The following is a 22,981-nucleotide window of genomic DNA, read 5'->3' as shown; positions in this document are numbered from 1 at the left end:
GGCTACTTCAGCAGACCCTTGTCCGTCAGGTAGCCGCGCGCCACGTCGGCGGGCAGCCGCCGCCAGCTGTCGACCTGTTCGTTCAGGCGGGCCAGGTCGGCCGTGGTCAGGACGTCGTCGAGCCTGCCCAGCGCCTTGGCGACGCCGGTGCCGCCCGCGCGGGAGCGGTTGACGACCGGGACCACGTAGTCGGCGTTCTGCAGATGCCTGTCGTCGGCGAGCAGGACCAGCCCGAACTGGTCGAGCGTGGCGTCGGTGGTGGTGGTCAGCACCATCTGGTCCCGGCCGTCCTGCACGGCGCGCTTGGCCTGGGTGGTGCCGACGCCCTTGGGATCGACCCCGGTGACGTCGATGCCGTACACCTTCTCGAGTCCCGGTGCGCAGTACGGCCGCTGCACGCATTCGTCACCGGCCGCGAGCCGTACCTTCAGGCCCGAGGCGCCGAGGTCGCTGAGAGTCTTCAGCCGGTGCTCGCGGGCGTAGTCGGCACTGACCGCGAAGGCGTTCTGGTCCACGGCCCGGCCCGCGGGCAGCACGGTGAGGTCGCGGGGTGCGGCGAGGGCGCGCAGCGCCTTCATGGTGGCGCCGAGGTCGGGCGAGCCGGCCGGTGGCGCGTCGGCGCCGTGGGTCTTGGCGGCCAGCCAGTCGGCGAAGGTGGCCGCGTGCTCGGGGACGACGTCGATCTGGCCGGATTCCAGGGCCGGTTCGTACAGCTCCCGGTTGGCGACCGTCAGGACGGACGTGCGGTAGCCCGCCCGGTTCAGCAGCTGGGCGTACATCTGGGCGAGCAGGTCGCTCTCGGTGAAGCCGGCCGAGCCGATGGTCAGGTGGCGGCTGTCGCCGGGCGGTGCGGTGACCTGGCCCCGGTCCTCCAGGGAGGGGCCGGTGGTGCAGGCGGTGAGGGTGAGCAGGACGGCCGTCAGGGCGGCGCGGCCTCTCACCGGCCGCCCCTGGCCCACGCCGGTGCCGTCCGTTCCGCGATCTCGAAGACTCCTTCGACGACCAGGGCGAGGGCGGCGACGAGCAGGGCGCCGGCCACCACCTGGGGGGTGCTGGCGAGGTTGAAGCCCGCCGTGATGATCCGGCCGAGGCCGCCGCCGCCCGCGAGCGCCGCGATGGTGGCGGTGGCGACGAGCTGGACGGCGGCGATCCGCACGCCGTTCATGACCATGGGCAGCGCGAGGGGGAGTTCCACCCGAAGCAGCGTCTGCCGGCCGGTCATCCCCATGCCGCGGGCGGCGCGGACGACGTCGCGGTCGACCTCGCGCATGCCGACGTAGGCGTTGGTGAGCAGCGGTGGCACGGCGAACAGCACGAGGGCGACGACCGTGGGGCCTTCGCCCCAGTTCCCGACCGGGGTGAGGAGCAGCAGGACGAGGACGGCGAAGGTGGGAACGGCGCGGCCGACGTTGGAGATGTTCACGGCGAGCGGGCCGCCCCTGCCGAGGTGGCCGAGGACCAGGGCGACGGGCAGCGCGATCAGGCAGCTGACGAGCAGGCACACGACGGTCAGCAGCAGGTGCTGGAGCAGCCGGTGCCGGATGCCGTCGGCGCCGGACCAGTGTGCGGGGTCCGTGAGCCAGTCCCAGGTGGCGCCGAGGGTGCTCATCCGCGGGCCGCTCTCGCCCAGGGGGTGATCAGCCACTGCACGCCCAGCAGGAGCAGGTCGGCGGCGACGGCGATCACCACGCACAGCACGGACGCGGTGAGGACCTGCGCCTTGAAGTAGGTGTTCATTCCGGAGTAGATCAGGTTGCCCAGGCCCCCGAAGCCGACGATCGCGCCGACGGTGACCAGGGACACCGCGGAGACGGTCGCGATGCGCAGCCCGGCCATCGCGGCGGGCAGCGCGAGGGGCAGTTCGACGGTGAGCAGGAGCCGGACGGGGCCGAAGCCGAGGCCGCGGGCGGCCTGCCGGGTCTCCTCCGGGACCGCGCGCAGGCCGGCGAGGAGGTTCCGGACGAGCAGGGTGAGCGAGTACAGCACCAGCCCGGCGACGACGAGGCCGGCGGAGAGGCCGTAGAGGGGCAGGAGCAGGGAGAACATCGCCAGGGAGGGGATGGTGTAGAGGATCGTCGTCACCGCGAGCACCGGTCCGGCCGCCCAGCCCCAGCGGCGGGCCAGCACCGCGAGCGGCACGGCGACGACCAGGGCGAGGAGGACGGACACCACGGTCAGCTGGAGGTGCTGGAGGACCGCGTCGAGCAGGACCTCCCGGCGGGTCCGCAGGTAGGCGCCGCAGATCCACTCGTTGCGCGCGAGGCAGTCGTCGGGAGGCGCGGTCACGCCACCATTGCACCGGCCGGCCGGCCGGCTCGTCGCGTTGTGGTGACCCGTACAGGTGGGTCACCCCAGGCCCGCGGGCGGTTCACGTCGGTGGCCCGCGCGGCTCACGTCGGGCGCCAGGGCGCTTCACCGCGGGGTCCCCGGCGGCTCGTGTCAGGCCCGCGGGCGGTTCACGTCAGGCCGGCCGCGTCGAGCAGGGCGGTCGCCGTGGAGGTCGCGAGGCCGTCCTCCAGGCTCTCGACGCCGGCGCCGGCCCGCGCGCTGGCGCCGTCGAAGACGAGGACCAGCTGCCGGGCGAGCCGTTCGGGGTCGCGGGCGCCGCCGCGCTCGGCCTCGGCGCGGAAGGTCCGCGCCAGGCGGTCCTTGACCCCGCGGGCCACCAGGCTCGCCGGGTGCCCGGGGTCCTTCAGCTCGACCAGGGCCGCCAGATACGGGCAGCCGTGGTAGTCCGTCTCGACGGAGGCCTTCTCCAGCCGCCGGAACACGTACAGGATGCGCTCGCGGGGGGACGCCGCCGCCGCGTCGGGGTGGCTGAAGCGGGCCTCGTACCAGGGGATCCGCCGCTCCAGGCTCGCGGCCAGCATCTCGTCCTTGCTGTCGAAGAGCTGGTACATGGACCGCTTGGAGACGCCGGCCTCCCGGCACAGGGCCTCGACGCCGACGGAGACGCCGTCGCGGTAGGACAGCCGGGCCGCGGCGTCGAGCAGCCGGTCCCGCGGGGAGAGCTTGTCGGTGGAGGCCATGCGGCGAGGATAACCGCGCCGCGGACGAAAGGAAACCGATCGGTGTATTCCGCTCGGCACCGTGGTCGACCGGCCGCCCCCGTCCCCCGTTTCCGCGTGACAGGAGGACTGAACAAGCGCTTAGATAGTGAGGCGGCCGTCGGAACGGACGGCCGGAGCAGTGCGGACCCGTACCCCCGACCCCGCCGGAGGCCCCGTTGTTCACGTCCGTCGACGACGTCGCCGCCCGCCTCGCCGAGACCGGCTACCTCGCCTCCCCCGCCGTGGCCACGACCGTCTTCCTCGCCGACCGCCTGGGCAAGCCGCTGCTGGTGGAGGGGCCCGCCGGGGTGGGCAAGACCGAGCTGGCCAAGGCCGTCGCCCAGGTGGCCGCCGCCCGGCTGGTGCGCCTCCAGTGCTACGAGGGCGTGGACGAGTCCCGGGCGCTGTACGAGTGGAACCACGCCAAGCAGCTGCTGCGGATCAGCGCCGGCCGCGACGAGAGCTGGGACGAGACCCGGACGGACATCTTCAGCGAGGAGTTCCTGCTCCCCCGCCCGCTGCTGACCGCCATCCGCGGCGACGAGCCGACGGTGCTGCTCATCGACGAGACCGACAAGGCCGACGTCGAGATGGAGGGCCTGCTGCTGGAGGTGCTCAGCGACTTCCAGATCACGGTCCCGGAGCTGGGTACGGTCACCGCGACCCGCCGCCCCTTCGTCGTCCTCACCTCCAACGCCGGCCGCGAACTGTCCGAGGCGCTGCGCCGCCGCTGCCTGTTCCTGCACATCGGGTTCCCGGAGGAGGAGCTGGAGCGGCGGATCGTCCGGCTGAAGGTGCCTGGCCTCGGCGAGGCGCTGACCGCGTCGGTGGTCCGGGTCGTGGGGGCGCTGCGCGCCATGGACCTGCGCAAGCCGCCGTCCGTCGCCGAGACCGTGGACTGGGCGCGGACCCTGCTGGCCCTGGGCGCCGGCACCCTGGACGAGACGGTCGTACGGGACAGCCTCGGAGTGATCCTCAAGCATCAGGACGACATCCTGAAGGCGGCCGCGAAGCTCGACCTGGACGCGCTGTGACCGGTGCCGCCGAGCGGATCACCGGGCTGGTCGGCGCGCTGCGCGGGCACGGGATGCGGATCGGCACCGGCGAGACCGTGGACGCGGCCCGCGCGGCCGAGGCGCTGGGGTTCGCGGACCGGGAGCTGCTGCGCGAGGGACTGGCCGCGACACTGCTGCACGGCCCGGGGCAACGGGCGGTGTTCGACCCGGTCTTCGACCTGTACTTCCCGCGCGGTGTCGGCGGCCCGGACGGCGCCCCCACGGACCGCGAGGCGCTGCGCGACCGGCTGGCCGAGGCGCTGGCCGCGGACGACCGGGCGCTGCTGGCCCGGCTGGCGGCGGAGGCGGTCGACGGACTGGGCGGATACGGCAGTTCGCCGGAGTCGGACGGCTGGTCGGCGTACCAGACCCTGGAACGGCTGCGTCCGCAGACCCTGTTGGCGCGGGTGCGGGCCGATGTCCGGGGCCGTGACGGGAACGGGTCGGGGTTCGCGGACCGGCTGCTGGACGACGAGATCCGGCAGCGCATCGAGGAGTTCCGGCGGATGGTCGGCGCGGAGGCGCGGCGCCGGGTCGCCGAGCGGCGCGGCCGCGAGGAGATCGCGCGGCGCGGCGTCCGGCCGACCGCGGACCGGGTGGACTTCCTGTTCGCGAACCGGGACCAACTCGCCGAGCTGCGCCGGGCCGTACGGCCGCTCGCGCGCAAGCTGGCCACCCGGCTCGCCGCCCGCCGCCGCAGGGCCGCGCGCGGCACGATCGACCTGCGCCGCACCCTGCGCTCCTCGCTGTCCACCGGCGGGGTGCCGATGCGGCCCGTGCTGCGCCGGCGGCGTCCGGGCCGGCCCGAACTGGTCCTGCTCTGCGACGTGTCGGGCTCGGTGTCGGGCTTCTCCGACTTCACGATGCTGCTGGTGCAGGCGCTGCACGACCAGTTCAGCAAGGTCCGGGTGTTCGCCTTCGTCAACCGGCTCGACGAGGTGACCGACCTCCTCGACCACGGCCGCGCCGACCCCGACGGGCTCGGCGCCCGCATCCGCGCGGAGGCCACGCTCACCGGCTGGCACGGCAGCAGCGACTACGGCGTGGCCCTGGGCGAGTTCACCGAACGGTACGGCGACGCGGTCGGCCCGCGCACGACGGTGTTCGTCCTCGGGGACGCCCGGACGAACATGAGCGATCCCAACCTGGCCGCCGTGCGCGAGCTGGCAGGCCGGGCCCGGCGCGTGTGCTGGCTGAACCCGGAGTCGCGGGCCCAGTGGGGCACCGGCGACTCGGCGGCACCGGCGTACGCCGAGCTGGTCGAGATGCACGAGTGCCGCACGGCCCGGCAACTGGGCACGCTGGCGGAGCGGCTGCTGCCGGCCTAGGGCGGCGGGCTCGGCGCGCGGACACCTCGTCGGCGCACACCGGCCGGCGGCCGGACCGGGGCCGGTACCGGCGGCCTCACCCCCGGCGGGTGAGCACACCGGCCGCCCGGCGCCCTACGGTGGCGGGGCAGCGCCCGTCCCGCACCGGAAGGCGGTCTCATGTGCCGATGGCTCGCCTACTCGGGTACGTCCGTCCTCCTCGACGAGGTCCTGTACCGGCCGAAGCACTCCCTGATCGACCAGAGCCTGCACGCGCGCATGGGTGTGGAGACGACCAACGGGGACGGCTTCGGCATCGGCTGGTACGAGGAGCACACCGACACCCCGGCCGTGTTCCACGACATCGGCCCGGCCTGGAGCAACCGCAACCTGCGGGAGATCGCCGGTCACGTCCGCTCGCCGCTGTTCTTCGCCCATGTCCGGGCGTCCACCGGGACGGCCGTGCAGCAGACGAACTGCCACCCCTTCCGTCACGGCCGCTGGATGTGGATGCACAACGGCGCGATCGCCGGGTTCCACGAGCTGCGCCGCGACCTCGTCCTCGCGGTCGATCCGGGCCTGTTCCTGTCGATCGAGGGCTCCACGGACTCCGAGGTGATGTTCTATCTGGCGCTCACCTTCGGGCTCGACGACGACCCTCCGGGCGCCGTCGCCCGGATGACGGGCCTCGTGGAACGCGTCGGACGCGAGCACGGGGTGCCCGATCCCGTCCAGATGACGGTCGCCGTGGCCGATGGCGAGGGACTGTGGGCGTTCCGGTACGCCAGCCGGGGCCCGGCGCGCTCGCTCTACTACAGCTCCAGGATCGGTGATCTGCGCGCGCTGCACCCGGACGTCGACTTCCTGCGGGACGTCTCCGACGACACCCGCCTGGTCGTGTCGGAACCCCTGGGCGACCTGCCCGGTGCCTGGAACGAGGTGCCGGAGAGCAGCTACGGCGTCATCCGGCCGCAGGGGGACTATCTGAGCGAGTTCGCCCCGCGGGACGTGTGACCGCCCTCCGGGGGTGTGACGCGGGACCGCCGGTGTGATCGACTGGTCTCCCGTTCGCCCGCTGACGAGGACCTTCCGGATGAGCCAGCTGCCCGTGCCACTCGGCACGTTCCCCACCCCCGTCGAACCGGCACCCCGGCTCGCCGCCGCGCTCGGGCTCGGCCCGGACGACCTGTGGATCAAACGGGACGACCTGACCGGCCTCGGCGGCGGCGGGAACAAGATCCGCAAGCTGGAGTGGACGCTCGGCGCGGCCCTCGCCGAGGACGCGGACACGGTCGTGACGACCGGTGCCCCGCAGAGCAACCACGCCCGGCTGACCGCCGCGGCCGCCGCCCGTCTCGGGCGGGACGTCGTCCTCGTGCTGCGCGGCTCGCCCGGCGTCTCACGGTCGGGGAACCTCGCCCTGGACGGGCTGTTCGGGGCGCGGCTCGTCTGGGCCGGGGACGTGGACCAGGCAGGGCTGGACGCGGCGGCCGCGGAGGTCTGCGCCGGGCTGCGGACGGCCGGTGCCCGCCCCGCACTGATCCCGTTCGGCGGTTCCAGCGTGCTGGGCGCCCGCGGCTATGTGCGCTGCGGCGAGGAACTGCGCGAGCAGGTGCCCGGGCTGCGGACCGCGGTGGTGGCGCTCGGCTCGGGCGGCACCATGGCGGGGCTGGTCGCGGCCCTGGGTACCGGGTCGGTGCTGGGCGTGGACGTCGGCGCGCTGGCCGACCCGGCGGCGGCCGTAGTGGAGTTCGCGGGCGCGCACACCGGCGAGGAGGTCACCGCGGACCGGCTGCGGGTGCGCCGGGACCAGGTGGGCAGCGGGTACGCGGCGCTGACCGGTCCGGTGGCCGAGGCGCTGCGGCTGGCCGCCCGCACCGAGGGGATCGTCCTCGACCCCACCTACACGGGACGTGCCCTGGCCGGGCTGGCCGCCGCCGTCCGGGACGGCGGTGTACGGCCGGGCGAGAAGACCGTGTTCGTGCACACCGGCGGACTCCCCGGTCTCTTCGGCCACGCGGACGCCGTCGCGTTCGCCGAGGACGGCGCCGTCGGCCACGACGGCTGACGGCGTCGGCCCCTTACACACAAGGGCCGTCGTCGTTCCCCGGGACTACGGCTCTTCCCCGATGTCCGGCCGGGAGGTGCCGCCGTAACCTGCCCGTAGACGGCAGGGGGGAGAGGGCCATGAAGGCGGTCGTCCAGGACCGGTACGGCTCACCGGACGTGCTGGAGCTGAGGGACGTGGACGAACCGGTACCGGCCGACGGCCAGGTGCTGGTGCGGGTGCGGGCGGCGTCGCTGAACGCGTACGACTGGCACCTCATGCGCGGCGACCCGTACGTGGCCCGGCTCGCGCTGGGGGTGCGCGGTCCCCGCGCCCGGATCCGCGGCCGGGACTTCGCCGGCGTGGTGACGGCGGCCGGCCGGAACGTGCGGGGCCTCGGGCCGGGCGACGAGGTGTTCGGCGAGGTCGACGGCACGTTCGCGGAGTACGTGTGCGTCCCGGACGCCTGGGTGGAGCGCAAGCCCGCCGCCCTGACCTTCGAGCAGGCGGCGGCGCTGCCGCTGGCCGGGGCCACGGCCCTGCGCGGACTGCGGGACGTGGCCGGGCTGCGGCCGGGCCGGCACGTACTGGTCAACGGCGCCTCCGGCGGAGTGGGCACCTTCGCCGTGCAGATCGCCAAGGCGCTCGGCGCGGAGGTGACCGGAGTGTGCAGCACGCGGAACACCGATCTGGTCCGGACGCTGGGCGCGGACCACGTCGTGGACTACACGCGGGAGGACTTCACCCGCGCCGGGCGGCGGTACGACGTCGTCCTCGACCTCGTGGCCGGCCACGGGATCTCCGCCCTCCGGCGCGCCCTCACCCCCACCGGGACTCTGGTCCTCGGCAGCGGTGGCCGCTCGGGGCAGTTCCTCGGGGCGCCCGTCCTCATCCTGAAGGGCGCGGCGCTGTCCCCGTTCGTGCGCCAGCGGCTGCGCCCGCTCATCGGACCGGCGCCCAGCAAGGCGATGCTGGCCGATCTGCGGGACCTGGCCGAGTCCGGGAAGCTCGCCCCGGTGATCGACCGGACGTATCCGCTGGCCGAGGCGCCGGAGGCCATTCGGCACCTGGAGGAGGAGCACGCGCGGGGGAAGATCGTCGTCACCGTGTAGCCGGGTGAGAGCCCCGCGGCGACGGGCGCCGCGGGGCGGGGGACGGGCGAGGCGGCTCCCTCAGGCCTTCGCGTAGTCCTGCGCGGTGGGTCCGGCGAAGTCGTACACGACGACCTGTTCGTCGCCCACGACCCAGGCGTCGTGCCCGGGCGGGCACATGAACACGTCACCGGGGCCCACTTCGCCCTCTCCTCCGTCGTCCATCCGGAAGTGCATCCGTCCCTGGACGACGTAGGCGCTGTGCGGGAACCGGCAGCTCGCGGTGCCCGCGATCGGCGCCACCGACTCCGACCAGCGCCAGCCCGGCTCGAAGGTGCCCACGGCGAAGTCGAGCCCCGTCAGGTGGACCGCTTCGAGATGACCGCGAGGGAAGTCGCGCCGCTCGTCCGGCTTCTCGACCGTCTTCACTTCCAGCATCATGACGGTGTCCTCCCTTCCCGGCCGCCGACCGCGGCCAGGGGCCGGCCTCCGTCCCCGGTGGCATCGGACGGCACCGGTGTTCCGGCGGCGGCCGCGCCCCACCACTTCATGGTGGATCCCGCGACTCGGGGGCGCCAGCCGCAACCCGGGGACGGACGGGTGATCACCGGTGCCGCGGCGGACCGGGGGGCGGTCAGGCGGGGACGGTCACCGTGACCGGTGCGACCGCCCGCTCCGCACGGCGCACGGCGAGCACGGCGCCGAGATACGCGGCGTCCAGCAGGAGGCAGCCGACGTAGAGGTAGTACATGAGGGCGTTGTCGTGGCGGGGCTCCAGGCCGGGATCGGTGAGCATCGACAGGGACGCGCAGACCGTGCCCAGCAGCTTGGCCAGCGCGATGCCCGGGGACTGGCCGCGGGTACCGCGGCGGGCGGCGAGCATCGCGAGGAACATGCCGGACATCGCCAGGTTGCTGCCGAACGCCGTGACGGCGCCGGCGCCCTCGTCGAACCGCTCGGACGCGTAGTTCATCCCCGGATAGGCGAGGGCGAGGAGCGCGAGGAGCGCGGGCAGGAACAACGACCGGGGGAGGTAGGGGAATTCGGCCCGCCCGAAACGTACGAGCGTGTAGCCGATGGCGACGTCGAAGCAGAACCAGACGATGTTGACGACGTGCATCACCCCCGTCGGCGGCCGCACGAAGGCGAACATGAACTCCCAGCTGATGTTGGTGGCGAACGCGACGACGGGCATGCCGAAGGTCCGCTCCCGCAGGCCCGTGCGGATCAGCAGCACGTAGGCCACGGTCCAGAAGCCGCCCGTGCCGAGCAGAAACGCCGTGTGCACCGTCTCCATCCCCACCTCCGCCACTCAACTGCCTTGTCTGCCTGGGTGATTACTCTGGCACGGTGACAGCCGTCGACACAGCCTCCATCGCGACGGGCGACACCGGGGATCCGGATCTGCGCCCCCGGGCGGGCCGCCGCCGCGCGGCGTGCCGGCCCACCTCGCCCGCTTCGCCGGCACCCACGCGTCGTGGACGGCACCCGGCATCGGTGTGGAGGACCTGGTGATGGCCCGGCTGGCCGCCGTCGACGGGCGGACGCCGTGGGAGTCGTTCCTGGAACTGGACGAGACCCTCACGCGGATCGGGGAGGGCGCCGACCGTAGGCCGGCGTACCAGGTGTCCCACCCCCGCACCCGAAGGTGACCATGTACGCGAGCTCGCTCGACGGCACCCTGGCCGGGGCGGTGATCCTGCGGCGGTTCGACGCGGCCCGGGGCACGGCGGAGGCCGGCTGCTGGCTGGAACCCGCCGCGGTGGGCCGCGGACTGGTGACGCGGGCGGTGCGGGTGCTGATCGACTGGGCGGTCCGGGAGCGGGGCGTCCACCGCGTGGAGTGGTGGGTGTCGGCGGGCAACGCCCCCAGCATCGCGGTCGCCCGGCGCCTCGGCATGCGCAAGGACGCCGTCCTGCGGGAGAGTCATCTGTACCGGGGCGAACGGCACGACGAGGAGATCTGGTCGGTCCTGGCCCCGGAGTGGACGGGCGGCACGGCCGGGGCGGTGCAAGGGAGTTGAGTCCTGGGCGCGCGTGCCGCTCGTGTCACCAGGTGCGTGCCGCTCGCAGCAGCGACGTCCGGACCCGGGCCACGTCGGGATTGTCCGGGGCGCCGGGCCGCTGGACCAGGAAGCCGGTGTTGATCGGCGGGTCCTCCGGCTCCAGCAGGGCCACCAGCGCGCCGGAGTCGAGCAGTTCCTGGCAGAGGTAGCGGGGCAGCACGCCGAAACCGGCGCCCGCGGCCACCGCGGCGAGGACCCCGCGCAGGTCGGGCACGGTCATGTCGGCGGTACGGGACAGCCGCCGGCCGAAGACGTGGCGCCAGTAGCGGCGGGTGATCGGCAGATCCTCCGCGTAGGTGATCAGCGGTACATCCTGCAGGGCGGCCGGCCCCTCGACGGCCGTCCGGTCCGCCACCCGCCCGGCCCAGACCGGTGCGGCGACCAGGACGAACTCCTCGTCGGCGAGGGGCACGGCGTGCACGGTACGGCCGCGGGGGCGGGTGGTGGCGATCACCAGATCGTGCCGTCCGGCGCGCAGCTCCTCCAGCAGCGGATCGGTCAGCCCGGTCGCCACGCGCAGCCGTACGCCCTCGGCGACCAGCGGGGCGAGGGCGGGCAGGACGGTGGTGCAGAGCAGTTCGGCCGGGCCGGCCAGATGGACGGGCTCCGCGCGGGCGCCGGCAGGTGGGGTGGGACCCGCGACGGCTGCCAGTTCGTCCAGCGGCGCGGCGATCCGTACGGCGAGTTCGTCGGCCACCGGGGTCGGCGCGACACCGCGGGGCAGCCGTTCGAACAGTTCACGGCCTGTCTGGCGCTCCAGCGCGCGCATCTGCGTCGTCACGGTCGGCTGCGACAGGCCCAGCAGGCGGGCGGCGCCCGTGAAGGAGCCGGAGCGGTACACGGCCAGGAAGGTGCGCAGCAGGTTCAGGTCCAGGGAAGCGGTCTCCACGCGTCCGAGTATCACCGCTCCGCTATTCCCGGTCACCCATAGGCAGCCCTATACCGGCCATGCGTCGTTTCATTGGCTGCCTATGGGTCGGCTCGCCTACGTTCACCAGGCAGACCCACCCTTCCGGGAGAGGAAGAGATACCCCATGTCGAAGATCCTTTTCGTGATGACCGGCGCCGACCGGTGGACGCTCGCCGACGGCACCCCGCACCCGACCGGCTTCTGGGCGGAGGAGGCCGTGGTCCCCTACCGGGCGCTCAAGGCCGCCGGTCACGAGGTCGTCGTGGCCACGCCGGGCGGTGTCGTGCCGCCGGTGGACCGGGCGAGCCTGGCCGCCGAGGTCAACGGCGGCCAGGAGAAGGCCGACGAGCTGGCCCGCGCACTGGAGGAGATGACCGAGCTGGGCACGCCGGTGAAGCTCGCGGAGGTGGACCTCGCCGACTTCGCGGCCGTCTTCTACCCCGGTGGACACGGGCCCATGGAGGACCTGGCGGTGGACGCCGAGTCCGGCCGGCTGCTCGTGGCCGCCCTCGACTCGGGCAGGCCGCTCGCCGTGGTCTGCCACGGACCGGCCGCGCTGCTGGCGGCGGTGCGCGCCGACGGCACCAACGCCTTCGCCGGTTACCGGGCGGCGGCCTTCACCAATGAGGAGGAGATCCAGGGCGGTCTGGCCGGCCGGGCCGCGTGGCTGCTGCAGGACCGGCTCACCGAGGCCGGCGTCGACGTCCGCGCGGCCGAGCCGTGGGCACCGCACGTGGTGGTCGACCGCAACCTCGTCACCGGCCAGAACCCGGCCTCCTCGGCCACGGTCGCCGAGGAACTCCTGAAGCAGCTGGGCTGAGCGGCCGGGGGAAAAATTCCCGGGCATCACCTGCAACCTCGGCCGGGGCCGGACGTCTGTCGGGGTGGAGGCCTCCACTTCGACCAGATGTCCGACCCCGAACCACCGAAGGAACCCATGTCCGCACAGCATTCCCCCCGCCCGAACCGCGCCCGCAGGCTGCGTGCAGTCCTGGGGGTCTCCGCCGTCGGCGCGGCGCTGGCCGTTGCCGGCACGATGACCGCCCGGGCCGCCCAGGACGGCGGCCACTCCCCGGCCCACCCCGGCACCGCCACCGCACCGGCCCCGGCCTCAGCGCACGACAGCGCGACCCCCTCCCCGGTGCCCTCACCGCCCCGCTCCGCGACCCCCTCCCCGGTCCCCTCGCCGGTGTCGCGTTCGGCCACCCCCTCCCCGGTCCCCTCGCCGGTGTCGCGTTCGGCCACCCCCTCCCCCGTGCCCTCGCCGGTGTCCCGCACGGCGACACCCTCGCCCGTCCCTTCGACGGCCGAGCCCTCCCCGGTGCCGCGCTCGGCCACCCCGTCGGCCGTACCCTCGCAGGCCCGCACGGCCAGGCCCGCGCCGGCCCCGCACCACGGCCACCCCGCACCCGCGCCGGCTCCGCGGCACCACTGAGGCAAGGCCGGGAGCGGGGGAGCCGTCGCGCGGCTGCTCCCCCGCTCCCGGCCCGGGAGACCCATGACGACAGCGACACCACCGGCGGCGGCCCTGCCCTGGGACTACCGGCCCCGCGTTCCCCGGCGCGCCGCACCCTGGCGGCGCTTGGCGCAGACCCTGCGGGACCGGGTCCTCGCGCGCACCGGCACGTCGGCCGCGACGCCCGGCAACCGGGCCGGCACCGACGCCCCCGGCCTCGCCGAGCCCGTCCGGCCGCCGGACATCGAGGCGTTGTACCACCACCGCCGGCTGTCCCTGGTGCGGCTGGCGTTGCTGCTGGTGGACGACCTGCCCACCGCCGAGGACGTCGTGCAGGACGCCTTCACCGCGCTGTTCCGCCGGCACGGGAGCCGTCTCGCCTCACTCGACGACCCGGAGGCGTACCTGAGGACGAGTGTCGTCAACGGCGCCCGCTCGGTGCTGCGGCGGCGCAGGACCGTACGGGCCCACGTACCCCACGCCGAGGGGCACGCGCCCGCTCCCGAGGAGGACGTACTGCTGCACGAGGACCACCGGGAAGTGCTGGCCGCGCTGCGCACGCTGACCAGGCGTCAGCGGGAGGTGCTGGTGCTGCGCTACTGGTCGCATCTGACCGAGGCCGAGATAGCGGCGACGCTCGGCCTGTCGCGGGGTGCCGTCAAGTCCACGGCCAGCCGGGCCCTGGACGCGCTCGGCCGACGTCTGGAGGGGCTGCGATGAACGAGTCCGGTACCGGGACCGCCGGCACGCGGGTCGAGGAACGGCTGCGGGCCGCCCTGGCCGCTCGGGCGCAGTCCGTCGGCCCGGCCGACCTGCGCCCCCTCGCCCCGCCGCCCCGGGCGGTGCGGTCCACCAGGGTGCTGCTGCGCCGGGCCGCGGTCGGGATCCTGGCCCTGGCGGCCGTGGCGGCGCTGGTGTTCTTCACCGTACGCGGCGGACCGGACCGCCCGGCCGAACCGGCCCGCCCGCCCCGGCCGCCCGGGCCGGCCGTCGGGACCCCGTCGCCGGTGCCGAGTTCGGCGACCCCCTCCGCCGTCCGGCCGTCTCCGAGCACGCCGCAGCCGTGACGCCGGCCGGCAACGGGGACGCGCGCCCCTCACCCGGGGGTGGAGCGGTGGCGTCGGCCGGTTGACCCGGTCCGGGAAAATGCCGGGTTTCCGTGCTCACCCCCCGGTGCCGGCACCGCTAGGTTGAGCAGCATGAGCAACCTTGACCGCGCGCCCGTGCCCAGCGTCTGCGGTGGCCGCGGATTCGTCGTCGCCGAGCCGGTCCGCGAGCTGCTGAGCCCCCGTCACGTGAAGCTGGGCGAGTCGACGGAGGTGCGCCGGCTGCTGCCCAACCTGGGTCGCCGCATGATCGGCGCGTGGGCGTTCGTGGACCACTACGGTCCGGACGACATCGCCGACGAGCCCGGCATGCAGGTCCCGCCGCATCCGCACACCGGGTTGCAGACGGTCAGCTGGCTGCACGAGGGCGAGGTGCTGCACCGCGACTCCACGGGCAGCCTGCAGACGATCCGGCCCCGCCAGCTGGGTCTGATGACGTCCGGCCGCGCGATCAGCCACTCCGAGGAGAGCCCGCGCCCGCACGCGCGCTTCCTGCACGGCGCCCAGCTGTGGGTGGCGCTGCCTGACGAACACCGCCACACCGAGCCGGACTTCGAGTTCCACCCGGAACTGCCGTCCACCGGCGCACCCGGTCTGACGGCCACGGTGATCCTGGGCGAACTGGACGGCGCCCGCTCCCCCGGTACGACGTACAGCCCGATCGTCGGCGCCGACCTCGCCCTCGCGCGGGGCACCGAGGTCCGCCTGCCCCTGGAGCCCGACTTCGAGTACGGCGTGCTGGCGATGTCCGGCGAGGTGCACGTGGACGGGGTGCCGGTGCTGCCGGGCTCGATGCTCTATCTGGGCTGCGGGCGGACCGAACTGCCGCTGCGCGCGGAGTCGGACGCGGGAATCATGCTGCTGGGCGGCGAACCGTTCGCCGAGGAGCTGATCATGTGGTGGAACTTCGTCGGCCGCACCCAGCAGGACATCGAACAGGCCCGCGCGGACTGGCTGTCCGGCAGCCGCTTCGGTGAGGTCAAGGGGTACGACGGGGCTCCGTTGGCCGCACCCGAGCTGCCGCCGATGCCGTTGAAACCACGCGGAAGGGTGCGCTGACCTTCCAGCAGCCTCAGCCGCGAGCGGTTCCCCTTGGCACCTCCGATTCCGGAAACGCGCTCCGAAGATCCGTGCTCGCCCTACGTGTCCCTGCCGCCTGTCAGGACTCCGTGCGCCGGGTGCCGCCGGTCAGGGCCGTGCTCAGGGCGCTGCGCCGTCGGATGCCCAACTTGCGGTAGCTGTGCGTCAAATGGGTCTCCACGGTGCGGCGGGCCAGATGCAGCAGATCCGCGATCTCCGCGTTGGTGCGTCCCTCCGCGGCCAGTTCGGCGATCCGGCGCTCGCTGTCGGTGAGCGAGGCGGCGCCGATGCGCGTCGTCGGACGGCGGGCGCCGCTCGCACGCAGCGCCTCCTCCGCCAGGTCCCGCAGCCGTACTGCGCCCAGGCGTTCGGCGAGCCCGGCCGCCTCCCGCAGGATGCCTCGGGCGCGCGAGGACTCGCCCGAGGCGGTCAACTGGCGGCCCACGGCCAGCAGCGCTGACACGAGCTCCGGTCCGGCCGGGCCGGAGCGCAGCAGCCGTACGGCCTCCTCGGCCAGGTCCAGACCCCGGCGTCCGCCGGTCGCGGTGCCGAGGACACGCAGTGCCCGGCCCATCGTGCGGGGTGTGTTCCACACCCCGGCCAGGCGCAGCTCCTCCTCCGCCAGGGCGAGCGCCTCGCGCGGCACCCCCATGGCCAGATGGCACTCGGCGGCGGCAGTGCGCCAGGGCGTGACGACCGGGCTGAACACCTCCCGGGCCGACTGGCGGCGGCCGCACTCCAGGAAGTCGTGCAGGGCGCCCGCCAGGTCACCGTTCGCGGCGCGCAGTCGCCCGCGCGCGTACAGGAACCGGTTCAGCTCCCAGGACTCCGGCGCCGTCCGCAGGTCGAAGGCTTCGGCAAGACGTTCGGCGTCGGTGACACGGCCCGTCTCCACGAGTGCCGTCAACGCGTGGGCATGGGCGTTCCTCGGCGTCGCGGTGGCGGGCAGCGGGTGGGCCAGAAGGCGCGTGAAGTCGCCTCGTGCCGCGATGATGTCCAAACGGGTGTCGAGCAGCGCTTCCTGCATGGGGTGCAGAACGTCGGGGCGCTGCCCCGCCAGGCCGCGCTCCACCAGCCGTTCGGCTTCGTCGAGTTCGTCGGCCCACTGGGCGACCGCGGCGGCCGTCCCCAGCAGGTAGGGCTCGGACAGCGGGTCGGCCGGCTCCGACAGCAGTCCCCGCAGGCGCAGCATCGCGTCCTTCGCCGAGCTCCGACCCGCCATGACCGCGTATTTGACCAGGAACGCGTGACCGGCCGGGCTGATCGACTCCGGCGAGCGCTCGGCAGTCTCCACCAGCCGTTTGTACGCCTCCTGCCGCACCAGCAGTTCCTTGTCGGACAGTTGCAGGAACGCCTGCCGCAGGATGCGTATCAGGTCGGGTCGGTCGGCGAGCGCGTCGTACAGCGAGCGCAGCACCTCGACGCCCGCACGGGTTCTGCCACGGCCGGTCAGCGCCGTCCCGAGAGCGACTGCGGCGCGCACGCGTTCCTGTGGCGGCCCCGGCAGCCGCAGTGCCTCGGTGAGCCTCAGGATCGCGGCCGAGGAGCCGGGTATCGCGTACTCCAGGGAACCCAGTTCGGTCAGCAGGCGTTGTCTGCCCTCATCGGAGAGGGGTTCCTCCAGAGCGCGGCGCAGGAAGGCCACCGCGTCCTCGTTCTGCCCCTCACGCAGTGCCAGCGACGCGGCCTCCTGGAACACCGGCAGCACCCAGGGCGCGTCCACCGCGTCGGTGAGCAGCAGTTGACGGGCGACGATCTCGCTCGCGACACCACGGTGCAGCATCGACTCGGCGGTCGTCCGGTGCGCGGCGCGCCGCCGGGCCGCGGGCACGCCGATGAGTATCGCGTCCCTCAGCAGCGGATGGGCGTAGCGGGCGCGGCCCATGCCGTCGAGGCGAAGCAGGCCGAGGCCGGTCATCGCGGTGATCCAGCCCGAGATCCGGGTCGGGTCGGCGCCGGTGAGTTCGGAGAGGAGCGAGGGGATGTGGAGGACCGGGAACCCCGTGCTGGGGGCGGGGCCGTGGTCCCAGCCCTCGTCCAGGATCGCCAGTGTCCGTGCCACCTCCGCGGTACCCGGCCCGGCGCAGTCCAGCCACCATTGGACGGCCGCCGAGAACGCTCCGGGGTACAGCGCGGCCGAGGTGTCCGGCACGACCGGGTGACTGCCGTCGGAGAGGTCGTCCAGCAGGGCGCGCAGCAGCAGGGGGTTGCCCGCCCCGGCCCGCGCACAGTCCTCGATCCAGGAGTCGTCCGCCTCGGGGAAGGCCGAACGGACCTCTGCCACAGCCGAACCGCGGGACAGCGGGGTCAGGGTGTGAGTGGTGACCAGGGCAGGAGAAAGACCGTGGGCGAGGCTCTGTGCGGGCGGGTCGACGTCGTACTGGCTGCGCTCGGTGACCGCCAGAATGATCGGCAGACGGTCCATGAGCCGGGCGGACTCCACCAGCCAGCGGCGGGACGCCGCGTCGGCCAGGTGTACATCGTCCACGGTGATCAGCAGCGGTGACCGCTCGGCGTGCGAGCGCAGCACCTTCCGCAGCCCGGCGCCGGTCCTGCGTTCATCGCCGTCCCCAGAAGGATCGGGTAAATCGGCGCCGGAGCAGCAGAGTTGAAGGATCGCGGCGAAGGGGAACGCGGAGTCGCCGGCGGAGCAACGGGCACGCATCACCTGCATGCCACGGGCGGCGGCGTCCTCGGCGGCGGCCTCCAGAACGGTGGTGCGGCCCGTGCCGGTGGCACCGCGCAGCAGGACCAGACGACCGGTGCCCGCACGGGCGCGCTCGGCCGCTGCGGCCAGCAGCCGTGCCGCATCCCGTGGTGCACGTGCCGTTCGGGACATTCCTGCCTCCTCGTGTGGACGTGGGCGTCCTCATGGACGAGGACGGCGTGCGCCCTGCCTCGGTGGCGTGACCCGCACCGTGAGAAGAACCACCATGATCGCGCACCGGTGCGGCGGAACCGGAATGTCGCGTACGCCATCACGTTCCCAGTGTCGTGGATCTTGCCTGCCGATCTCGTGGTCCGTGTCGTGGTACTCCACGATTGTGCTGGTCACGAGGGTCGCAAGAGGGTGAAGAGGCGCCACCCGCCTCTGGCCCCACAGAAGTGGCGGGTTCGCAGACAGGGAGACAGGGTGCTCAACTCAATCCGGATGACGCACGCCGGTACGCCACACGGCACCGCCGTGCCGCGGGCCCGGGTTCCCGTGACGGGGCTCGCCCGAGTGGTGAAAACGCGTCAGCCGAGATGCCGGACCGATGTGTCGTGCCTCCGAGCGGCGTGGACGACGCACGCCGACGACGAACCGCGGGAACCGAAGGCGCGGACACAGGCGCTGGGCGATGACCCTCACCGCAGGGCGGTGACCCGCCGGCAGCCGTACCCGCCGAAGGCGAAGCCTGGAACCGGCCATGTGGCGGAGATCGTCAGCTCTGTGTCCTTGCCGCCAAACGGCAGGGCGGACAAGGATGATCGGATGACACAACGGCGCGTCGTCTTCCTCGTCTTTCCGCAGTTTCAGGTGCTCGACCTGGCGGGACCGCACGAGGTGTTCGCGCAGACGGAACGGTGGGTGCCCGAGGGTGAGGGCTACGCCGTCGAGATCGTCGCGGGCCGGGCCGGAGCGGTGCGCGCCTGCAACGGAATGGACGTGGCGGCCGGCAGCGGCGTCCAGCAGTGCGAGGGTCCGCTGGACACGCTCGTGGTCGTGGGCGGACCGGGCGATCGGGAGGCGGCTGACGACGAAGAGCTCGTCGGCTGGCTCAGGGAGGCGGCCGGCCGGGCCCGGCGGGTCGCCTCCGTGTGTACGGGCGCGTTCCTGCTCGCGCGGGCCGGGCTGCTCGACGGGCGGCGCGCGGTGACGCACTGGGTGGCCTGCGAAAGGCTGGCCCGGGCGCACCCGGACGTCACGGTCACCCCGGACCAGATCTTCGTACACGACGGGTCGGTGTGGACCTCGGCAGGCATCACGGCGGGGATGGACCTGGCGCTCGCCATGGTCGAGGAGGACCACGGGCCCGAGGTCTCCCGAGCCGTGGCACGGATGCTGGTGATGTTCGTCCAACGTCCGGGCGGTCAAGCACAGTTCAGCATCCAGCTCGCCGCGCAGCGGCCCACGCGCAAGCCGCTGCGGGACGTGCAGGCGTGGGTCGCCGACCACCTCGCCGACGATCTGACCGTCCGGATGCTCGCCGATCGGGCCGGCATGAGCGAGCGGAACTTCACCCGGGTCTTCCGCGCCGAGACCGGACTCACTCCGGCCGCCTATGTGGAGACCGTACGCATCGAGGCCGCCCGGGCTCTGCTGGAGACGACGGACACCACCATCGACGCGATCGCCCGGCTGTGCGGCTTCGGCTTCGCCGAGACCCTGCACCGCCGCTTCAAGCACACCCTGGGCGTCACACCGGGGCAGTACCGCCACCACTTCTCCAGAACAGGGTGAAGCAGCGCTCGCACCTGGCCGCCGCAGTGACGAGCCCGAGCGCAACCGGCGCGTCCCCTTGGACGCCTTCGGGCATCGCGGGTTGGCTGGAACCGTCCCCGCCGACCACCGCCCCGGTCGTGTGACGGCAGGTCCTCGGCAGGCATCGGCACCAGACACAGCACTTGGAGCGCACGTTCCCGATCAACGACGCGGCACACCACGGCCCCGGTGTCGGTTGAGCAGTCAGGCCGGTACGAGTTCCGTCCCCCTCGCAAGCCGGACGCACCGCCTGGCTGACACCACAGAAGCAGGATAGGCATGACAGTCTCTTCAGACAGCAACAGCACCGTCGGGGCGGCAGCTCCCTTCCGGGTGCTCGGTCCGATCGAGGTGAGCGGCGAGCAGGGGTTCGTCCCCGTGGCTCCGGGGCGTCAGGAGATCGTCCTCGGGGCGCTGGTGCTCGAACTGAACCGGGTGGTGGAAACGAGCCGTCTGATCGACTTCATCTGGGATCACGGTCCGCCGAAGACCGCACGGGCCCAGGTGCAGATCTGCATCTCCCGGCTCCGGAAGGCACTTACGTTGGGAGGCGTGGACGCCACCATCGAGACCCGTCCCCGCGGATACGTGCTGAGGGCGCCGCAGGACGCGACCGACATCGGCGATTTCCGTCGCCTGGTGGCCGAGGCGCATGCCCTGGCCCGTGACGGTCTGAAGATGCCCGCGGTGGAGAAGCTTCGCGCGGCGACGGGCCTGTGGCGAGGGCGGTGCCTGGCCGGTGTACCCAGCGAGGTCCTGGCCGGCATGGCGGCGCAGTGGGACGAGAGGCGCCTGGAGGCGGTGGAGACCTGCATGGGGCTGTTGCTGGAACTCGGCCGTCACGAGCACCTGGTCGGCGAACTGATGCAGCTTGTCGCCTGCCATCCGTTGCGTGAGCGGCTGCGGAGTCACCTCATGGTGGCGTTGTACCGTTCGGGCCGGCAGGCGGAGGCGCTGGACGTCTACCACCAGGGCCGCGCGATCCTCACCGAGGAACTGGGCCTGGACCCGGGGCGGGAGCTGCGCGACCTGGCGCAGGCGATCCTGACCCACGACCCCGACCTGGCCCTGGCCCTGGCCGAGCCGGCCGAACCACGTCCTGTCGTGGCGACGCCGTTCTCCGAGGCGGCTCAAGAACGAAGCGCCGATCCCGACCCGGTCGTGACCCCGAGGCAACTTCCCGCGGACACCGGCGACCTGGTGGCGGACGGCCGGTTCGTTGCAGCGGTCTGCGACGCCGTCGCCGAGGGCCAGGACAAGGGGCGACTGAACGTGGTCCTGGTGCTCGGCGGACCTGGTGTCGGAAAGAGCACGTTGGCCAGGCATGTGGCGCACCGGGTGGCGACCGAGCGCTTCCCGGACGGACAGCTCTACTGCGACCTTCGCGGGCCGGGCGGACAACCGGTCGGCCCCGCAGAGGCGTTGGGGCGCTTCCTGCGGGCGCTGGGCGTGCCGGGCCAGGCCATACCCGACGCGCTCGACGAGCGCGCGGAGATGTACCGAAGTCTGCTGGCCGGTCGCCGGACCCTGGTGCTGCTGGACGACGCGGTGAGCGAGTCGCAGGTGATGCCGCTGCTGCCGGGAACCAGCAGCAGCGGCGTGCTGGTCACCAGCCGCGGCCAGCTCACGGCGTTGCCGGGCACACGCCGATTCGGCGTGGCACCGCTGAACCCGGAACAGGCCGTCCAGCTCCTGGGGCGGATCATCGGAGAGCACCGGGTGGAGAGCGAGCCGGAGGCGGCGCGGGTCCTCGGGCATCTGGTGGGCGGGCTGCCCCTCGCTCTGCGGATCATCGGCGCCCGCCTGGCCGCGCGGCCGCACTGGTCGCTGGCCTCCATGGGGGAGCGGCTGGAGAACGAGCACCGCCGACTGGACGAGCTGGCGCACGGCGAACTGTCGATCCGGGCAAGTCTCTCCCTCAGCTACGACGGCCTGGCGGCGGCCGACCGTCGCCTGTTGTGCCTGCTCAGCCTGGCCGAGGGGACGGAGGTCCCGAGCTGGCTGGGTGCCGCCCTCGTCGACGACCGCACGCCGCACTCCACCGACCTGCTGGAACCCCTCATCGACATGCGGCTCCTCGGCATCACCGCCATGGATCAGGGCGGGGACTTCCGATGCGGACTGTCCCAGATCGTCAGGATGTTCGCGCACGAACGGCTCCCGGCGGAAATCACCGAGGCGGATCGCGCCGGCGCGGTGCGGCGCATGGTCGGCGGCTGGATGGCGCTCGCGGAGAGGGCGCACAGAGAGGTCTACGGCGGTACGTGCACCATCGTGACGGGCCGGGGCGAGCGATGGCATCCGTCGGAAAGCCATGTCCAGCGGTGCGTGCGCGACCCGCTCGGGTGGCTGGAGAGCGAGCAGACCAACCTGTTGAACGCGGTCGAGCTGGCGGCCAGGTCGGGCCTGGACGAATTATGCTGGGAGCTGGCCACGACCCTCGTGACACTCTTCGAGGCCCGCGGCTATCCCGACCTGTGGGAGCGCACCCATCAGGTGGCGCTGACCGCGGTGCAGGAAGCGGGCAACGAACGGGGCCAGGCGGCGGTGCTCGGCTCGCTCGGGACCTTGCACCTGTACCGCGGCGAACACGAGGCGGCGGGCCCCTACCTCAGCACCGCTCTGGAGATCTTCGAGCGGATCGGTGAGGTACGCGGTCAGGCGCTGTGCCTGCGTGACCTGGCGCGCATCGAGCGACACCGTGGTGACGACGATCGGGCACTGGCGCTCTACACGCGCGCCGAGCGCGGCTTCCTGCGGGCGCGGGACGTGATCGGACGGGCGTACGTGCTCGGCGAGATGGCACACATCACGATGCGGCGCGCGGACTTCACGCGAACCCGTTCCCATCTCGACGAAGCCCTCGGCATCTGCCGGTCGGCCGGCTTCGACCGGGGCCAGGCCCTCGTACTGCGGCGGCTGGGCCAGATGCTGACGTACCAGCAACGTTACGAGGCCGCGGAACACACCCTGCTCGAGGTCCTCGCCATGGTCAGGGCGAGCGGCGACCTGGTCGGCGAGGGGTATGTGCTGCACGACCTCGGCCGGGTCAATGCCCACCTGCACCGAAGGGAACAGGCCGTCCAGTACTACTCGCTGTCGGCCAAGATCCGGGAGCGGATCCTGGACCACAGCGGGGCTGCCGCCGTGCGGTCCGACATCGTTGCCGTCCTGGGCAGGCCCATGACGTCCGTCGGCTGACACCGGGAGGCGGACGGGTCCGTCACGTCCACGGCGTGTTGGGGGCGGGTGTCTCGCCGGCCGGCGACTTCCTGATGGCCATCTCGGTTCTCCTTGCTCCGCGACCCGTTCGGCGGTCGGTCCGGGCGGTCGCTGACACCAGCGTGAA

General features: G+C 73.3%; 21 protein-coding genes and 1 pseudogene. 14 read left to right on the top strand and 8 right to left on the bottom strand.

Annotated features, from left to right (window positions below):
- Positions 1–2 precede the first annotated feature (2 nt).
- From ACF08B_RS02865 to ACF08B_RS02850, 4 genes are all read right to left on the bottom strand, one after another.
- Positions 3–941, bottom strand: a complete 939-nt coding sequence (locus tag ACF08B_RS02865) for an ABC transporter substrate-binding protein (RefSeq protein WP_392315731.1) — start codon at positions 939–941, stop codon at positions 3–5.
- The gene (locus tag ACF08B_RS02860; protein ID WP_392315730.1) at positions 938–1,609 is read right to left on the bottom strand and encodes an ABC transporter permease; all 672 of its coding nucleotides are present in this window, start codon (positions 1,607–1,609) and stop codon (positions 938–940) included. The genes ACF08B_RS02865 and ACF08B_RS02860 overlap by 4 nt, the downstream gene beginning before the upstream one ends.
- The gene (locus tag ACF08B_RS02855) at positions 1,606–2,286 is read right to left on the bottom strand and encodes an ABC transporter permease (protein WP_392315729.1); all 681 of its coding nucleotides are present in this window, start codon (positions 2,284–2,286) and stop codon (positions 1,606–1,608) included. Before ACF08B_RS02855 ends, ACF08B_RS02860 begins: the two co-directional genes overlap by 4 nt.
- Positions 2,287–2,456: 170 nt before the next feature.
- Positions 2,457–3,029, bottom strand: a complete 573-nt coding sequence (locus ACF08B_RS02850; RefSeq protein ID WP_392315728.1) for a TetR/AcrR family transcriptional regulator — start codon at positions 3,027–3,029, stop codon at positions 2,457–2,459.
- Between the two features lie 197 nt (positions 3,030–3,226).
- Here ACF08B_RS02850 and ACF08B_RS02845 point away from each other — a divergent pair, with 197 nt between their 5' ends.
- The 5 genes from ACF08B_RS02845 to ACF08B_RS02825 all read left to right on the top strand — a co-directional run bounded on the left by ACF08B_RS02845 (position 3,227) and on the right by ACF08B_RS02825 (position 8,571).
- The gene (locus tag ACF08B_RS02845; protein WP_263279403.1) at positions 3,227–4,084 is read left to right on the top strand and encodes a MoxR family ATPase; all 858 of its coding nucleotides are present in this window, start codon (positions 3,227–3,229) and stop codon (positions 4,082–4,084) included.
- 53 nt (positions 4,085–4,137) lie between these two features.
- On the top strand, positions 4,138–5,433 hold the full coding sequence (locus tag ACF08B_RS02840) for a VWA domain-containing protein (protein ID WP_392316026.1): 1,296 nt from the start codon (positions 4,138–4,140) through the stop codon (positions 5,431–5,433).
- A 159-nt stretch (positions 5,434–5,592) separates the two neighbouring features.
- Complete coding sequence (locus ACF08B_RS02835) at positions 5,593–6,426, top strand: class II glutamine amidotransferase (protein ID WP_392315727.1); 834 nt, start codon at positions 5,593–5,595, stop codon at positions 6,424–6,426.
- 79 nt (positions 6,427–6,505) lie between these two features.
- The gene (locus tag ACF08B_RS02830) at positions 6,506–7,480 is read left to right on the top strand and encodes a pyridoxal-phosphate dependent enzyme (protein ID WP_392315726.1); all 975 of its coding nucleotides are present in this window, start codon (positions 6,506–6,508) and stop codon (positions 7,478–7,480) included.
- Positions 7,481–7,599: 119 nt separating this feature from the next.
- Positions 7,600–8,571: an NAD(P)-dependent alcohol dehydrogenase gene (locus tag ACF08B_RS02825; RefSeq protein ID WP_392315725.1), complete on the top strand. Its 972-nt coding sequence runs from the start codon at positions 7,600–7,602 to the stop codon at positions 8,569–8,571.
- 60 nt (positions 8,572–8,631) lie between these two features.
- On the opposite strand, the gene ACF08B_RS02820 is transcribed toward ACF08B_RS02825, so the two are convergent.
- The gene (locus ACF08B_RS02820; protein ID WP_392316025.1) at positions 8,632–8,988 is read right to left on the bottom strand and encodes a cupin domain-containing protein; all 357 of its coding nucleotides are present in this window, start codon (positions 8,986–8,988) and stop codon (positions 8,632–8,634) included.
- A gap of 196 nt (positions 8,989–9,184) precedes the next feature.
- A complete protein-coding gene (locus ACF08B_RS02815; protein ID WP_392315724.1) occupies positions 9,185–9,847 on the bottom strand; it encodes a hypothetical protein in 663 nt (220 codons plus the stop codon).
- Positions 9,848–9,986: 139 nt separating this feature from the next.
- Here ACF08B_RS02815 and ACF08B_RS02810 point away from each other — a divergent pair, with 139 nt between their 5' ends.
- Positions 9,987–10,202 (top strand): hypothetical protein, encoded by a 216-nt coding sequence (locus ACF08B_RS02810; protein WP_392315723.1) that lies wholly within the window; start codon positions 9,987–9,989, stop codon positions 10,200–10,202.
- Between the two features lie 14 nt (positions 10,203–10,216).
- Positions 10,217–10,573 (top strand): annotated as a pseudogene (locus ACF08B_RS02805) (GNAT family N-acetyltransferase); the annotation flags it as partial.
- A gap of 25 nt (positions 10,574–10,598) precedes the next feature.
- Here the strand turns inward: ACF08B_RS02805 and ACF08B_RS02800 are convergent.
- Positions 10,599–11,504: a LysR family transcriptional regulator gene (locus tag ACF08B_RS02800; RefSeq protein WP_392315722.1), complete on the bottom strand. Its 906-nt coding sequence runs from the start codon at positions 11,502–11,504 to the stop codon at positions 10,599–10,601.
- A 145-nt stretch (positions 11,505–11,649) separates the two neighbouring features.
- Here ACF08B_RS02800 and ACF08B_RS02795 point away from each other — a divergent pair, with 145 nt between their 5' ends.
- From ACF08B_RS02795 to ACF08B_RS02775, 5 genes are all read left to right on the top strand, one after another.
- A complete protein-coding gene (locus ACF08B_RS02795; protein ID WP_392315721.1) occupies positions 11,650–12,345 on the top strand; it encodes a type 1 glutamine amidotransferase domain-containing protein in 696 nt (231 codons plus the stop codon).
- Positions 12,346–12,462: 117 nt separating this feature from the next.
- Positions 12,463–12,960 (top strand): hypothetical protein, encoded by a 498-nt coding sequence (locus ACF08B_RS02790; RefSeq protein WP_392315720.1) that lies wholly within the window; start codon positions 12,463–12,465, stop codon positions 12,958–12,960.
- A 63-nt stretch (positions 12,961–13,023) separates the two neighbouring features.
- Positions 13,024–13,701 (top strand): RNA polymerase sigma factor, encoded by a 678-nt coding sequence (locus tag ACF08B_RS02785; RefSeq protein WP_392315719.1) that lies wholly within the window; start codon positions 13,024–13,026, stop codon positions 13,699–13,701.
- Complete coding sequence (locus tag ACF08B_RS02780; RefSeq protein WP_392315718.1) at positions 13,698–14,048, top strand: hypothetical protein; 351 nt, start codon at positions 13,698–13,700, stop codon at positions 14,046–14,048. Before ACF08B_RS02785 ends, ACF08B_RS02780 begins: the two co-directional genes overlap by 4 nt.
- A 132-nt stretch (positions 14,049–14,180) precedes the next feature.
- On the top strand, positions 14,181–15,146 hold the full coding sequence (locus ACF08B_RS02775) for a pirin family protein (protein ID WP_392315717.1): 966 nt from the start codon (positions 14,181–14,183) through the stop codon (positions 15,144–15,146).
- Positions 15,147–15,246: 100 nt separating this feature from the next.
- Here ACF08B_RS02775 and ACF08B_RS02770 read toward each other — a convergent pair whose 3' ends face one another.
- Positions 15,247–18,006: an AAA family ATPase gene (locus tag ACF08B_RS02770; RefSeq protein ID WP_392315716.1), complete on the bottom strand. Its 2,760-nt coding sequence runs from the start codon at positions 18,004–18,006 to the stop codon at positions 15,247–15,249.
- Between the two features lie 636 nt (positions 18,007–18,642).
- On the opposite strand from ACF08B_RS02770, the gene ACF08B_RS02765 reads away from it, so the two are divergent.
- Both ACF08B_RS02765 and ACF08B_RS02760 read left to right on the top strand, forming a co-directional pair.
- Positions 18,643–19,611 (top strand): GlxA family transcriptional regulator, encoded by a 969-nt coding sequence (locus ACF08B_RS02765; protein ID WP_392315715.1) that lies wholly within the window; start codon positions 18,643–18,645, stop codon positions 19,609–19,611.
- 300 nt (positions 19,612–19,911) lie between these two features.
- Positions 19,912–22,833: a BTAD domain-containing putative transcriptional regulator gene (locus ACF08B_RS02760; RefSeq protein WP_392315714.1), complete on the top strand. Its 2,922-nt coding sequence runs from the start codon at positions 19,912–19,914 to the stop codon at positions 22,831–22,833.
- The last annotated feature ends 148 nt before the right edge of the window (positions 22,834–22,981 follow it).

Origin of the sequence: Streptomyces sp. NPDC015139 (assembly GCF_043079785.1) — a bacterium.
Lineage (GTDB): Bacteria > Actinomycetota > Actinomycetes > Streptomycetales > Streptomycetaceae > Streptomyces > Streptomyces albidocamelliae.
Note: the sequence above shows the minus strand (reverse complement) of the source record. Positions and strands in the feature narration are given on the sequence as shown.

What these genes read in the sequence shown, in the direction of transcription:
- ACF08B_RS02860 (WP_392315730.1), bottom strand. Translation starts at nt 1,609, where the DNA reads ATGAGCACCCTCGGCGCCACCTGGGACTGGCTCACGGACCCCGCACAC.
- ACF08B_RS02850 (WP_392315728.1), bottom strand. Translation starts at nt 3,029, where the DNA reads ATGGCCTCCACCGACAAGCTCTCCCCGCGGGACCGGCTGCTCGACGCC.
- ACF08B_RS02840 (WP_392316026.1), top strand. Translation starts at nt 4,138, where the DNA reads ATGCGGATCGGCACCGGCGAGACCGTGGACGCGGCCCGCGCGGCCGAG.
- ACF08B_RS02835 (WP_392315727.1), top strand. Translation starts at nt 5,593, where the DNA reads ATGTGCCGATGGCTCGCCTACTCGGGTACGTCCGTCCTCCTCGACGAG.
- ACF08B_RS02830 (WP_392315726.1), top strand. Translation starts at nt 6,506, where the DNA reads ATGAGCCAGCTGCCCGTGCCACTCGGCACGTTCCCCACCCCCGTCGAA.
- ACF08B_RS02825 (WP_392315725.1), top strand. Translation starts at nt 7,600, where the DNA reads ATGAAGGCGGTCGTCCAGGACCGGTACGGCTCACCGGACGTGCTGGAG.
- ACF08B_RS02820 (WP_392316025.1), bottom strand. Translation starts at nt 8,988, where the DNA reads ATGCTGGAAGTGAAGACGGTCGAGAAGCCGGACGAGCGGCGCGACTTC.
- ACF08B_RS02815 (WP_392315724.1), bottom strand. Translation starts at nt 9,847, where the DNA reads ATGGAGACGGTGCACACGGCGTTTCTGCTCGGCACGGGCGGCTTCTGG.
- ACF08B_RS02795 (WP_392315721.1), top strand. Translation starts at nt 11,650, where the DNA reads ATGTCGAAGATCCTTTTCGTGATGACCGGCGCCGACCGGTGGACGCTC.
- ACF08B_RS02790 (WP_392315720.1), top strand. Translation starts at nt 12,463, where the DNA reads ATGTCCGCACAGCATTCCCCCCGCCCGAACCGCGCCCGCAGGCTGCGT.
- ACF08B_RS02785 (WP_392315719.1), top strand. Translation starts at nt 13,024, where the DNA reads ATGACGACAGCGACACCACCGGCGGCGGCCCTGCCCTGGGACTACCGG.
- ACF08B_RS02780 (WP_392315718.1), top strand. Translation starts at nt 13,698, where the DNA reads ATGAACGAGTCCGGTACCGGGACCGCCGGCACGCGGGTCGAGGAACGG.
- ACF08B_RS02775 (WP_392315717.1), top strand. Translation starts at nt 14,181, where the DNA reads ATGAGCAACCTTGACCGCGCGCCCGTGCCCAGCGTCTGCGGTGGCCGC.
- ACF08B_RS02770 (WP_392315716.1), bottom strand. Translation starts at nt 18,006, where the DNA reads ATGTCCCGAACGGCACGTGCACCACGGGATGCGGCACGGCTGCTGGCC.
- ACF08B_RS02765 (WP_392315715.1), top strand. Translation starts at nt 18,643, where the DNA reads ATGACACAACGGCGCGTCGTCTTCCTCGTCTTTCCGCAGTTTCAGGTG.
- ACF08B_RS02760 (WP_392315714.1), top strand. Translation starts at nt 19,912, where the DNA reads ATGACAGTCTCTTCAGACAGCAACAGCACCGTCGGGGCGGCAGCTCCC.